This is a genomic window from Microbacterium sp. KHB019 (assembly GCF_037285405.1).
In the GTDB taxonomy this organism is placed as follows: Bacteria; Actinomycetota; Actinomycetes; order Actinomycetales; family Microbacteriaceae; genus Microbacterium.
This window is the reverse complement of sequence record NZ_JBBDHF010000001.1, coordinates 588,837-600,974: the sequence shown is the minus strand read 5'-3', so window position 1 is coordinate 600,974 and position 12,138 is coordinate 588,837. Positions and strand designations below refer to the sequence as shown.

The window sequence follows — 12,138 nt, the reverse complement described above, 5'->3', positions numbered from 1 at the left end:
CGCCTGCGCCGAGCCGTGGGCATCCCGATGCTAGGAGTGCGAATGTCGCGTGTCGTGAAACTGGCCGTCATCCCCGGTGACGGCATCGGTCCTGAGGTCGTCGCCGAAGCGGAGAAGGTGCTCGACGCCGTCACGGCAGGCACCGACATCACATTCGACAAGACGCGGTTCTCCCTCGGAGCCGCACGCTTCCTCGAGACTGGGGACACGCTCACTGAAGGTGACCTCGACGCCATCAAAGCGAACGACGCGATCCTCCTGGGCGCGGTCGGCGGCACGCCGGGCGATCCGCGGCTGAAGGACGCGAACATCGAACGCGGCCTGCTGCTCAAACTCCGCTTCACACTCGACCACTACGTGAATCTGCGCCCATCGAAGCTGTACACCGGCGCTCCCGGTCCGCTCAGCGACCCGGGAGAGATCGACTTCGTCGTCGTGCGTGAGGGCACCGAGGGCCCGTACGTCGGCAACGGCGGGGCCATCCGCGTCGGCACGCCTCACGAGATCGCCAACGAGACGAGCGTCAACACCGCCTACGGCGTCGAGCGGGTCGTCCGCTACGCGTTCCAGCTCGCCGAGCGTCGCCGTCAGAAGCTCACTCTGGTGCACAAGACGAACGTGCTCGTCCACGCGGGCTCCATCTGGCAGCGGATCGTGAACGAGGTGGCGCAGGAGTACCCCGGCGTGGTCGTAGACTACTTGCACGTCGATGCGGCGACGATCTTCATGGTCAGCAACCCCAGCCGTTTCGATGTGATCGTCACCGACAACCTCTTCGGTGACATCCTCACGGATCTGGCAGGCGCCGTCACCGGTGGCATCGGCCTCGCCGCTTCGGGCAACATCAACCCCGACGGCACGTTCCCCTCGATGTTCGAGCCCGTTCATGGTTCGGCGCCCGACATCGCAGGCCAGCAGAAAGCCGACCCCACCGCGGCGATCTTGTCCGTCGCCCTCCTGCTCGATCACCTCGGGCTCAGCGAGGAAGCCGCTCGCGTCACCAGCGCGGTCGAGGCGGACATCGCCGCCAGGTCGGGCTCTCGCACCACCACCGACGTGGGCGACGCCATCATCGCCGGGCTCCAGGCGTAACCTGGACCCAGCGCCCGCCCTTCGCAACGAACGCAGGATGTGACATGACAACGATCGATACCGAACTCGCTCCGCTCGACTTCGCCGTGACCAAGAACCTCGCCGCGAAATCGGCTGCCGAGCGCGAGGAGATCCTGAAGAACCCGGGCTTCGGCACGGTCTTCACCGATCACATGGTCGACGTGTGCTGGTCGGCACGCGGAGGCTGGCACCGCCCTCGCGTTCAGCCCTACGGCCCGATCGCGCTCGACCCGGCTGCCGCCGTGCTGCACTACGGTCAGGAGATCTTCGAGGGCATCAAGGCCTACCGTCACGCCGACGGTTCCATCCACACGTTCCGACCGCAGAAGAACGCCGAGCGGATGCAGCGCAGCGCGCGTCGCATGGCGCTGCCCGAACTGCCGGTCGAGTACTTCCTGCAGTCGCTGCGCGAACTGGTCGCCGTCGACGGGGCGTGGGTGCCCTCCGGTGACGATCAGAGCCTGTACCTTCGGCCGTTCATGTTCGCCAAGGAGGCGTTCCTCGGCGTTCGCCCCGCCGAGAAGGTCGCCTACTACCTGATCGCGAGCCCGGCCGGCTCGTACTTCAAGGGTGGCATGAAGCCTGTGCGCATCTGGCTCTCCGAGACCTACGCTCGCGCCGGCAAGGGCGGCACCGGCGCCGCGAAGACCGGCGGCAACTACGCCTCGAGTCTGCTGCCGCAGGCCGAGGCGTACGAGAAGGGCTGCGACCAGGTCGTCTTCCTCGACCAGGACGGCAACGTCGAAGAGCTCGGCGGCATGAACGTCGTGTTCGTGTTCAAGGACGGCCGGATCGTCACGCCGCAGTCCGACAGCATCCTCGAGGGCATCACGCGCGATTCACTGCTGCAGCTCGCCGAAGACCGCGGTCACACCGTCGAGCGTCGGCCCCTCTCGCTGCAGGAATGGCGCGACGGCGTGGCATCGGGCGAGATCGTCGAGGTGTTCGCGTGCGGCACGGCTGCTGTCGTCACCCCGATCGGCGCTCTCGTGACCGCTGCGGGCGAGGAGCCCCAGCCCGAGGGTGACCTCGCTCTGTCGCTGCGCGAGGAGCTCACCGACATCCAGTACGGCCGCCGCGAGGACAAGCACGGCTGGCTGCACCGCCTCGACGCCTGAGTCGTCTTTCGTCGAGCCCCCGTCTTGCTCGCGAGCCCCCGTCGTAGAAGCCGTTCTACGACGGGGGCTCGGTACGAAGACGGGGTCTCGGCGCGCTGGCAGCGCGCCGGCACATCGCCGGCACTTGTTCTGCACAGGTGAGAAAGTGCGGCTTGGCGTGTGGAGCGCTGTGAGAGACGGGTGCCGCGCGGCACGATGGCGCAATGCGCACAAGGATCACCTTCGATCAAGCCGACAGGATGCTGAGATCGCGGACTGCTCTGCTGGATGCCGGTCGCACCCCGCGGAGGCTGCAGGAGGATGAACGTTCCGGCGCGCTCGTCCGAGTGCATCGAGGCTGGTTCGTCGACGCTCAGGCTTGGACGAAGCTGTGGCCTGAGGGGCAGCATCTGCTTCGCGTCATCGCTGTTGCGCGTGCGGGGACGGTGACGGTCTTTACGCATCAGTCCGCTGCGGTGCTCTGGGGTCTGCCGCTACGGGGCGATCGGGATGTTCTGGTCCACGCGCTGATAAACGGTGCCCGGCACAGCCGTGTCGCGGCAGGCGTGGCTCGTCATCAGATGGTGGTGGACGATGACGACGTCACCGTCCGTCACGGCATCCTGTGCACGACGCTTCACAGAACGGTCCTCGATCTCGCGCGGACAACGCGTCTGGAAACGGCGGTCAGCGCAGGCGATGCGGCGCTGCGTCTCGTCGCTGTCGACGGCCAGCTCTACGACACGAATATCGCTGACGAGTGGCGCACCGATCTTGAGCGCATGTGCGATCCGGGTCTGCGCGGCATCCGCCAGGCGCGATGGGTGACGGATTTCATCGACGGTCGTGCGCAACTCCCCGGTGAGAGCGTCAGCCGCATCCAGCTGCATCGGCTCGGGTTCGCGCCGCCGCCGCTTCAGGTTCGGGTGGTCGGAGCAGCCGACGATGAGTACTTCCTCGACTTCGGCTTCACGCGTTCTCGCGTCTTCGGGGAGTTCGACGGTGATGGGAAGTACCTCGAACCGGATCTGCGTCGAGCGGAGACTCCCGCCGACGTCGTACTCGCTGAGAAACGTCGCGAGGATGACATTCGCGGCGTCACGGGCTGGGGCTTCGCGCGGTGGGGCAATGAGGATATCCGCACCCCCGAGAACCTCGGACGGCGCCTGGCCGCGTTCGGTGTCCTTCCACCCGGCTGACCTTCCGCGCCGAGCCCCCGTCTTTCTCGCGAGCCCCCGTCGTAGATACCGTCCTACGACGGGGGCTCGGTACGAAGACGGGGTCTCGGCGCGCGGGACGGCCGGCGCTAGGCTGGGCGGGTGAAGATCGCCCGGTTCAGCCACAACGACGCCATCCAGTACGGGATCCTCGACGACGACGAGCAGGAGCTGGTCGTGCTCGCCGGCGACCCGATGTTCGCCGGTTTCGAGACGACGGGGGAGCGGGTTCCGCTGGCGGATGCCGCGCTGCTCGCCCCGGTGATCCCTCGGTCGAAGGTCGTCTGCGTCGGAAAGAACTACCACGACCACGCAGCCGAGATGGGCGGCGTGGCACCAGAGGAGCCGCTGTTGTTCCTGAAGCCGAACACGTCGGTCATCGGGCCGGGTGACACCATCGTGCGTCCCACGCTGTCCGAACGGACAGAGCACGAGGGCGAGCTCGCCGTCGTCATCGGCCGCATCGCGAAGAACGTCAAGGCGGAGGACGCGCTCGATTACGTCCTCGGCTTCACCGTCGCGAACGATGTCACCGCACGCGACCTTCAGAAGAAGGACGGCCAGTGGACGCGCGGGAAGGGCTTCGACACCTTCTGCCCCCTCGGGCCCGTCATCGAGACCGAGTTCGACGATGAGGATGCCAGCATCGAGACCCGCGTGAACGGCGAGGTCCGCCAACACGCGCCGCTGAGCGACATGATCCACTCCGTCGCCGACATCATCGAGTACGCATCCGCCGTGTTCACGCTGCTGCCGGGCGACGTCATCCTCACCGGAACACCGGCCGGTGTCGGCCCGTTCGTCGCCGGTGACACCATCGAGGTCGAGGTGTCCGGCATCGGCATCCTGCGCAACACGGTACGCGACGCGCTGCCGGTCGCATGACACTGCCGACCGTCGCGCAGCAGCAGGCGGTTCAGCGACGCACGGTCGCCATCCTCTCGGCCGGACAGGTGCTCGGCGGCATCGCGTTCGGCGCAACCGTTTCGCTCGGTGCGCTGCTGGCCGCCGACATCTCCGGTGACGACGCGCTCTCGGGCCTGGCAACAGCATCCGTCACGCTCGGCGCCGCGCTGTGCGCGATACCGCTCGCGCGTCTGGCCACGAAGCTCGGCCGCAGGCGGGCGCTGACCCTCGGCAACCTGTTCGCCCTGATCGGGATCGGGATCGTGATCCTCGCCGCGGCGCTGCGCGTGTTCCCGCTTCTGCTCGTCGGCATCGTGCTGATCGGCGCAGGCAACGCCGGCAACCTTCAGTCCCGTTTCGCTGCCACAGACCTCGCGAGTTCTCACCATCGCGGCCGGGATCTGTCGATCGTCGTGTGGGCGACGACCGTGGGGGGAGTCGCCGGCCCTCTACTGCTCGGCCCGGGTGAGGTGCTAGGCCAAGCGATCGGGATGCCGCCGCAGACCGGCTCGTACCTGTTCTCGCTGGTCGCTCAGGTCGCGGCGTTCGTGCTGTACATCGTGGCGCTGCGGCCCGATCCGCTGCTGCTCGCGCAGCGCATCATGGCCGCAGGCGCCGACCAGAACACGGTGGAGGAGCGGCGCGACCATCCGCTCGTCGCTCGTTACGCCATGTTCGCCATCGCCGCATCGCACGTGACGATGGCATCGGTCATGGCGATGACGCCGATCCATCTCGCACACATGGCCCACGGAGCGCACGGAGGGCATGCGACGCCGGCCGACATCTCGTCGCTCGTCGGTGTGACGATCGCGATGCACGTCGCGGGGATGTACGCGCTCTCTCCGGTCTTCGGCATCCTCGCCGACCGGTGGGGCCGGCTCAGGGTCGTGCTGCTCGGTCAGGCCCTGCTCGCGGCGTCGCTGCTGTTCGCGATGTTCGCGAACGATCAGGCGTGGGGCGTGATGGTTGCGCTGGTCCTGCTCGGGCTCGGCTGGAGCGCGGCCACGGTATCGGGCGCTGCCCTCCTGACCGAGGCCACGATGCCCGCCCTCCGAACCCGTCGACAAGGCCGCAGCGACTCGTTGATGAGCTTCTCCGCTGCGGGGGGAGCGGTGCTTGCCGGCGTCATCCTGTCGAACTTCCAGTACGGCGGGCTGGCTGTCGCGGCATCCGTCCTCGTCCTCGCGATCGTCGTCGCATCCCCGCTGGGGCGGATGCGCGCGGCGTGAGGCTGTCTCCGCGCCGATCCTCGCAGTGACGGCCTCACGCGCACCTCGCTGAGTGCTCAGGTGTACCAGGTGGGTTCCGGCACCTGGTTCAGCAGCACGTACTCGCCGACCTCGCGCTTCTTGTAGGCGATCGGGTCGTGCAGGCTGTGCGTGCGCAGATTGCGCCAGAAGATGTCCAGGCCCACGGAGTTCGCAGAGGCGCGGGCGCCCGTGAGCTCGTACACCTTCGTGGCGACCTCGAGCCCGTCGTCGACGATGCGCAGTTTCCCGGCCGCGATCCGCACGGCGAGCTCGCCCCGTCGCCGCTCGGTGAGTTCGCCACGGGGTGCGTGCAGCACCGCGCTGATCTCCGCTCCGGCCGCATCGAGGAGAGCCTCATCCGCCCACAGCTTCGACTGCAGCGTGCCGTATCCCTCGAGCAGATACCACTCCTCGCTGGCGTGCTTCTTGTCGTCGCCGCCGTAGGGCCACGCGCGGGTGGTGGTGCGGGTATATGCGGATGCCGTCTCCAGCGCGCCCTGCGCGATGCCGAGGTAGAAGTTCGCGAAGACCAATTGGATCGCCGGCACATTGAGGGTGTTGTAGGTCAGCGGCTGAAACACCTTGTCGACGAAGCCTGCCGCCGATGCCCAGGGAACCCGCACGTCGCGGATGTCCACCGAGCCGGATTCTGTCAGACGCTGTCCGAGACTGTTCCAATCATCGGCGAAGACGATGCCCTCCTGAGCTGTCGGAACGATCGCGAAGATGTGCGTCCCGGTGCCCTCGAGCACGCCCTCCAGGACGGTGAGGTCAGAGATCTGTCCGCCGGTTGAGAACGACTTGTGCCCCGAGAAGACGAGGTCGTCGCCGTCCTCGCGGATCACCAGGTCGGAATCGCGCGGGTTGACGGCGCCGCCGAACAGGTAGTTGTTCGTCGTGTACAGCTCTTCGACCACTGCGATCTGCTCATCGGTTGCGACCAGCCGTGCAGCCCATGCCCAGAGGTAGTGATAGCCGAGCAGCTGACCGATGGAGCCGTCACCGCGCGCGATGGTGCGGATGACCTTGTACGCGACGTCCCAGCTCTCGCCGGCTCCGCCGTGGGCTGCTGGACCCAGCAGCGTCACGAGGCCCGAGTCCTTGAGCAGCTGGACCTCAGCACGCGGCGTGGCGCCGACGCGATCACGTTCTACGGCATCGGCGGCGAGAATGTCCGCCACCTCCTGGGCGCGACTCAGCCATTCGTCGCTCTTCGCGGGCCGTGGTGCATCTCGCCAGCGATCGACGAGCGCCGTGGCAGCGGGGGTGGTGGTTGTCATGGTCGTGCCCTTTCGGTTGGTGGATATCGGTGGACTGATCGCCCGAAGTCCGATGGAGTGCGATCGAGTGCGGCAAGACTATGGGCCGGATTCGCTGACGCGACGGTTGTTACCGCAGGTGTGTGCGTGTTACCCCAGGTGTGGGCGTGTTACCGGCTATGACGCCGTTGGCGGCGAACTCGCCTCGATAGGATCGAGGGTCTATGGCGACGCCGCATCCTCTCTCCACCCCCGCATCCGGGGTCGAACCTCCCGTGCCAGGGGAGTTCGCGTCATGAAGGCCTGGCGCGGCGTCGGCGCGGCCTATGCGGCGTCCTACGCGGCGCTCTGCGCCGGCACAGTCGACCGGATCGCGTCCGCTCTGGGCCCGTCGGATTCGCGCCGTCTGATCGACGTCGGCTCCGGCACTGGCACTCTGGCCGCAGCCCTCGCCCGTGCCGGGTGGACGGTGACCGGCTGCGAGCCGGAGCCGACGATGCGCGAGATCGCCGTTACGCAGCATCCGACCCTCGAATTCGTTCCCGGCGCTCTGCCCGAGCTTCCGTATCCGGATGCCGCATTCGACGCGGTCACCGCGAACTTCGTACTCAATCACGTGCCCGATCCGCGTGCGGCCGCCCGCGAGATGGCCAGAGTTGCGGTGGCCGGCGCGCCGCTCGTCGCAACGATCTGGACGGTATCCCCGTCATGGTTCTGGGCCGGGGTCTGCGAACGCGCCGGCCTGACGCCGGCCGCGGGCGAACGGCTTCCACCCGACAAGGACTTCGAGCGCACTCCGCCCGGGTTCGGACGGATGCTGACTGACGGCGGGTGGCATGCCGTCGATATCTCCGAGATCACGTGGACCTGGCAGGCGCATCCTGACGCGCTCTGGGCCTCTGCCGAGGGCGGCGTCGCCTCGGCCGGCGCGTTCTACCTGGCGCTCGATCCGAGCGATCGACCGCTCTTCAGACGCGCGTTCGACGAGCTCTGCGACGAGCGGACCTCGGGCGGTGTCATCGCCCTGGACCACACGGCCGCCCTGGCCATCGGACGGGCCCGTTGAGGGGGCACGCGCACGCGTAGGATTGAGGGGCTATGGCTACCCCGCATCCCCTCACCACCACCGCATCCGGTTCGGACGTCCGCGTCCGCTTCTGCCCGTCGCCGACGGGCCTGCCGCACGTCGGCCTGATCCGCACGGCGCTCTTCAACTGGGCGTACGCGCGCCACAACAGCGGCAAGCTCGTGTTCCGCATCGAAGACACCGACGCAGCGCGTGACAGCGAGGAGAGCTACCAGCAGCTGCTGGACGCGCTGCGCTGGATGGAGATCGACTGGGACGAGGGCGTCGAGGTGGGTGGCCCGCACGCGCCGTACCGCCAGTCGCAGCGCCACGACATCTATCGTGAGGTCATCGACAAGCTGCTCGCCGCAGGGGCCATCTACGAGAGCTTCTCCAACGCGGACGAGATCGACGCCCGCAACGAGGCGAACGGTCGCGCCAAGCAGCTCGGCTACGACAACCACGACCGCGATCTCACCGACGAGCAGAAGGCGGCGTTCCGCGCCGAAGGACGTCAGCCGGCGCTGCGCCTGCGCGTGCCGGACGAGGATCTCACCTACGTCGACCTGATCCGCGGCGAGGTCACATTCCCCGCCGGATCCTTCCCCGACTTCGTCGTCGTGCGGCCCAACGGCATCCCGCTCTACACCTTCGTCAACCCGGTGGACGACGCTCTCATGGGCATCACCCACGTGCTGCGCGGCGAGGACCTCATGCCCTCGACGGCGCGCCAGCTCGCGCTGTACGCGGCGCTCGTCGACGCCGGCGTCACGACCTTCGTCCCGCGCTTCGCGCACATGCCTCTCGTGCTGGGCGAGACCGGCAACAAGAAGCTCTCCAAGCGCGATCCGCAGGCCGATCTGTTCCTGCACCGCGACCGCGGATTCATCCACGAGGGCCTGCTGAACTACCTCGCGCTTCTGGGCTGGTCGATCGGCCCCGACCGCGACGTCTTCTCGCTCGACGAGTTCATCGCCGCCTTCGACATCGAGAACGTGAACCCGAACCCGGCACGTTTCGACCAGAAGAAGGCCGAGTCGATCAACGGCGATCACATCCGGATGCTGGGAGAGAAGGACTTCGCCGAGCGGACCATCCCGTACCTCGCCGCAGCCGGTCTCTTCGACGAGCCGACGCACGAGCAGCTGGTGCTCGCGTTCCGCGTCGCGCCGCTCGTGCAGGAGCGCGTGCAGCTGCTCGGGGATGTGCCGGGCATGGTCGGGTTCCTGTTCGTCGACGAGGTCTCGTACGACGCGGACGCGCTCAAGGGTCTGCCGGCGAACGCGGCCGAGGTCCTGGAGGCGTGCGTGGTGGCTCTGCAGCCCGTCTCGGAGTTCACCCCGGAGAGGATCCAGGATGCTCTCGCCACGGCTCTGGTCGAGAACCTCGAGCTCAAGCCGCGTGTCGCCTATGGCCCGCCCCGTGTCGCGATCACCGGTCGTCGAGTCTCGCCGCCCCTGTTCGAGTCGATGGAACTGCTCGGGAAGGACGAGTCGCTCCGGCGCCTGGTCGCGCTGGCCGAGCACCTGCGCGGCTGAGCCGCACGACTCGCCCGAGAGCCCGGCCGCGTTTTGGCGGCACCGCCGAAGTCGGGTAGAGTAGTACCTCGGTGCGAGGCTCCGGTTTCGCCCTTGGGGTATGGTGTAATTGGCAACACAGCGGTTTCTGGTACCGCCATTCTTGGTTCGAGTCCAGGTACCCCAGCAGTGAAAGAACCCCCGCTCAGGCGGGGGTTTTCTGCTGTTCGGAAGCCCCGCTGCCGCGGGTATGATTCAGGAACCATGAGCCGCACACCCCGGCTGCCGATCACGCGGCAGGACGTTGCAGGACAGACCGTCTATCGCGATGGTCGCCGGCGGATCACCGCCGCGCGCGAGATCGCGCGGATCGAGAAGCTCGCGATACCGCCGGCCTGGACGGACGTCGAGATATCGCGCTCATCGTCGTCCAAAGTGCTCGCCAGGGGCATCGACGCGGCAGGACGCACGCAGACGCTCTACGGACCGTCATACCGCCGGCGGCAGGAGAAGAAGAAGTTCGCACGCGTCCTGCTCTTCGCCGAGCGCCTGCCACGGCTGCGCAAGCAGGTCGAGAAGGATCTGCGGCGTCGACGGCTCGACGAGGACAAGGTCGTGGCCTGCGTGGTCAAGCTGATCGACCAGGAGTTCTTCCGCGTCGGCAATGCCGAGTACGCGCGTGCGTACGGCCACTACGGTGTCACGACGCTCCGGCGGAAGCACACGGACGTCTCCTCGACGAAGGTGACGTTCGACTACGTAGGTAAGAGCGGGAAGCGGCATGTCAAGACCGTGCGTGATCCGCAGCTCGTCCGGGTGCTCGCACAGCTGGAGCAGATGCCCGGGCACGAGATCTTCCGGTTCTTCGACGAGGACGGCATCCTGCACGACGTCGACAGCAAGCGCGTGAACGCATACGTCAAGCGGCATATGGGGGAGGAATTCACCGCGAAGGACTTCCGCACGTGGGGCGGCACGCTGCTCGCGACGTCGGCGCTGCTCGCGCTGGAGAGCGACGACGACACGGCGGGCGCCGCGGTGGTGCGTGATGTGATCGCTGACGTCGCTGAGCGTCTGGGCAACACGCCGGCCGTGACGAGGGACTCCTACATCGATCCGCGTGTGTTCGGCGCGTTCGAGGACGGCGTCACGATTCCAGCCGTGCGCCGAGCGATGTCGCGGATGCGGCCGCGCAAACACCTCACCGTCGAAGAGCAGTGCGTGCTGAAGGTGCTGCAGAAGCGCTGAGCGTCAGCGCACGTTGGCGGAGAGCCAGGGCATCGGGTCGACCGGCGTGCTGTCGACATGCACCTCGAAGTGCAGGCACGAGCCGAAGACGTATCCCGTCGAGCCGACGTCGGCGAGGTAGTCGCCGGCCTGCACGCAGTCGCCGACCTGGACGGCGCGGCTGCCGTTGGTCATGTGCGAGTAAACGGTGCTGACCGAACGCCCGTCGAGGATGCTCTCGATCTGGATCGTCACGCCGTAGCCCTGGTAGCTCTCGGTGGAGCGCGAGACACAGCCGTCCATCGCCGCACGGATCGGAGTGCCGACCGGGGCTGCGAAGTCCTGGCCGAGGTGGGACCGGCCGGGGCGCGAGGCGCCGAAGCCATCGGTGAACGAGTAGGTGCCCGCTGCCATCGGCATGAGAACCTCATCGGCGATCGGAATGTCCACGGCACTGGCCAGAGGCATGCCCGCCGACAACGCTGCGGCGACCGCCTGCGAGCGCGTCTCCTCGATCTCGGCCGGCGTCGTGGCCGAGAAGTTGCCCCGAGGGGCGATCTCAGCGCGGATCTCGTCCGTCGAGCTGTACGACTGGGGGTTCGCGGCCGCTTCGGTCGTGACGTTGAGACCGGTGGTCGCCGCCACGGGATCGGCATCGGGGTTGAGCGCGGGGAGCGCTGCACCCGTGATCATCGCGCCGACGGCGAGCGTTGCTCCCAGCGCCTTCGTCTTGGCCCACGGGCGATGCGTATGGCCCGTGCGGCGCGGCTTGTGCTGTCGCGAGGCAGGAGCCGACGGCGCCGTGCGAGCGGCTGCGCGCGGTGCGGTGGGTGCTGCCGCGGAGGCGTCCTGCTCAGAAGCGGCAGTGGGTGCTGCCGGCCGCTGCGCGTCGGGGGTCGACGAGCGGCGCAGGTCTCGCCGCAGCTGCGGTCGAGGCGTGACGGGGCTGGTGGCCGAGGCGAGTTCGGGCGCGCGCTCGGGTAGTGCTGAAGTCGTGAGGGATCCTTCCGGCAGAGCAGGATTGCTCGTCGTCGATCCCTTCGGGTGGGACCGTTACCGTTCTGTAATGTACGCGTTACCGTCGACGATCGTCAAGTCGAGCCGTGACATGGCAAAGGCCCGGTTCCGCGAAACTGCGGCACCGGGCCTTCAAAAGCTCGGATCAGAGCGGACGAATGTTCGTCGCCTGGGGGCCCTTGGGGCCCTGCTCCGTGTCGAACTCGACCTTCTGCGCTTCCTCGAGGTTGCGGTAGCCGGACGACTGGATCGCGCTGAAGTGCGCGAAGACGTCGGCAGAGCCGTCATCGGGAGCGATGAAGCCGTAGCCCTTGTCGGAGTTGAACCATTTGACAGTGCCAGTGGCCATGCTGTGTTTCCTTTGGTGTTCGGTGGGCCGATCATCGACCCGTCAGCCGCGCGTTGAACTGGTGCGGCGGTGTCAGAAACTCCCGGGAAGCGGCGTAGAAGCGGCGTGGCATGCCCG

General features: G+C 67.6%; 11 protein-coding genes and 1 tRNA gene. 9 read left to right on the top strand and 3 right to left on the bottom strand.

The genetic code is table 11. The annotated features are described in order from the left end of the window. Positions 1-42: 42 nt before the first annotated feature. From KHB019_RS02980 to KHB019_RS02960, 5 genes are all read left to right on the top strand, one after another. The gene (locus tag KHB019_RS02980) at positions 43-1,092 is read left to right on the top strand and encodes a 3-isopropylmalate dehydrogenase (protein ID WP_230103351.1); all 1,050 of its coding nucleotides are present in this window, start codon (positions 43-45) and stop codon (positions 1,090-1,092) included. Between the two features lie 44 nt (positions 1,093-1,136). Then, the gene (locus KHB019_RS02975; protein WP_230103350.1) at positions 1,137-2,231 is read left to right on the top strand and encodes a branched-chain amino acid aminotransferase; all 1,095 of its coding nucleotides are present in this window, start codon (positions 1,137-1,139) and stop codon (positions 2,229-2,231) included. Between the two features lie 203 nt (positions 2,232-2,434). Next, positions 2,435-3,409, top strand: coding sequence for a hypothetical protein (locus tag KHB019_RS02970; RefSeq protein WP_337458050.1), 975 nt, complete (start codon positions 2,435-2,437; stop codon positions 3,407-3,409). Between the two features lie 120 nt (positions 3,410-3,529). After that, positions 3,530-4,312: a fumarylacetoacetate hydrolase family protein gene (locus KHB019_RS02965; protein WP_337458049.1), complete on the top strand. Its 783-nt coding sequence runs from the start codon at positions 3,530-3,532 to the stop codon at positions 4,310-4,312. Next, on the top strand, positions 4,309-5,565 hold the full coding sequence (locus tag KHB019_RS02960) for an MFS transporter (protein WP_230103347.1): 1,257 nt from the start codon (positions 4,309-4,311) through the stop codon (positions 5,563-5,565). The genes KHB019_RS02965 and KHB019_RS02960 overlap by 4 nt, the downstream gene beginning before the upstream one ends. 56 nt (positions 5,566-5,621) lie before the next feature. Here KHB019_RS02960 and KHB019_RS02955 read toward each other — a convergent pair whose 3' ends face one another. Beyond that, a complete protein-coding gene (locus tag KHB019_RS02955; RefSeq protein ID WP_337458048.1) occupies positions 5,622-6,866 on the bottom strand; it encodes an acyl-CoA dehydrogenase family protein in 1,245 nt (414 codons plus the stop codon). A 274-nt stretch (positions 6,867-7,140) separates the two neighbouring features. Here KHB019_RS02955 and KHB019_RS02950 point away from each other — a divergent pair, with 274 nt between their 5' ends. The 4 genes from KHB019_RS02950 (at position 7,141) to KHB019_RS02935 (ending at position 10,676) form a co-directional block, all read left to right on the top strand. Further along, entirely contained in the window at positions 7,141-7,911 is a 771-nt protein-coding gene (locus KHB019_RS02950) for a class I SAM-dependent methyltransferase (protein WP_337458047.1), read from the top strand. Positions 7,912-7,943: 32 nt separating this feature from the next. Further along, positions 7,944-9,449 (top strand): glutamate--tRNA ligase, encoded by a 1,506-nt coding sequence (gene gltX, locus KHB019_RS02945; RefSeq protein ID WP_337458046.1) that lies wholly within the window; start codon positions 7,944-7,946, stop codon positions 9,447-9,449. 94 nt (positions 9,450-9,543) lie between these two features. Beyond that, positions 9,544-9,615 (top strand) — tRNA-Gln (locus KHB019_RS02940). Between the two features lie 77 nt (positions 9,616-9,692). Further along, on the top strand, positions 9,693-10,676 hold the full coding sequence (locus tag KHB019_RS02935) for a DNA topoisomerase IB (RefSeq protein WP_337458045.1): 984 nt from the start codon (positions 9,693-9,695) through the stop codon (positions 10,674-10,676). A gap of 3 nt (positions 10,677-10,679) precedes the next feature. Here the strand turns inward: KHB019_RS02935 and KHB019_RS02930 are convergent, their stop codons facing one another. Both KHB019_RS02930 and KHB019_RS02925 read right to left on the bottom strand, forming a co-directional pair. Beyond that, positions 10,680-11,348, bottom strand: a complete 669-nt coding sequence (locus tag KHB019_RS02930) for a M23 family metallopeptidase (protein WP_230103342.1) — start codon at positions 11,346-11,348, stop codon at positions 10,680-10,682. A 469-nt stretch (positions 11,349-11,817) separates the two neighbouring features. Continuing rightward, on the bottom strand, positions 11,818-12,021 hold the full coding sequence (locus tag KHB019_RS02925) for a cold-shock protein (RefSeq protein WP_175986543.1): 204 nt from the start codon (positions 12,019-12,021) through the stop codon (positions 11,818-11,820). Positions 12,022-12,138 lie beyond the last annotated feature (117 nt).

Coding starts and splice junctions, on each gene's coding strand:
- KHB019_RS02980 (WP_230103351.1), top strand. CDS start 43: ATGTCGCGTGTCGTGAAACTGGCCGTCATCCCCGGTGACGGCATCGGT.
- KHB019_RS02975 (WP_230103350.1), top strand. CDS start 1,137: ATGACAACGATCGATACCGAACTCGCTCCGCTCGACTTCGCCGTGACC.
- KHB019_RS02970 (WP_337458050.1), top strand. CDS start 2,435: ATGCGCACAAGGATCACCTTCGATCAAGCCGACAGGATGCTGAGATCG.
- KHB019_RS02960 (WP_230103347.1), top strand. CDS start 4,309: ATGACACTGCCGACCGTCGCGCAGCAGCAGGCGGTTCAGCGACGCACG.
- KHB019_RS02955 (WP_337458048.1), bottom strand. CDS start 6,866: ATGACAACCACCACCCCCGCTGCCACGGCGCTCGTCGATCGCTGGCGA.
- KHB019_RS02950 (WP_337458047.1), top strand. CDS start 7,141: ATGAAGGCCTGGCGCGGCGTCGGCGCGGCCTATGCGGCGTCCTACGCG.
- gltX (WP_337458046.1), top strand. CDS start 7,944: ATGGCTACCCCGCATCCCCTCACCACCACCGCATCCGGTTCGGACGTC.
- KHB019_RS02935 (WP_337458045.1), top strand. CDS start 9,693: ATGAGCCGCACACCCCGGCTGCCGATCACGCGGCAGGACGTTGCAGGA.
- KHB019_RS02930 (WP_230103342.1), bottom strand. CDS start 11,348: ATGATCACGGGTGCAGCGCTCCCCGCGCTCAACCCCGATGCCGATCCC.
- KHB019_RS02925 (WP_175986543.1), bottom strand. CDS start 12,021: ATGGCCACTGGCACTGTCAAATGGTTCAACTCCGACAAGGGCTACGGC.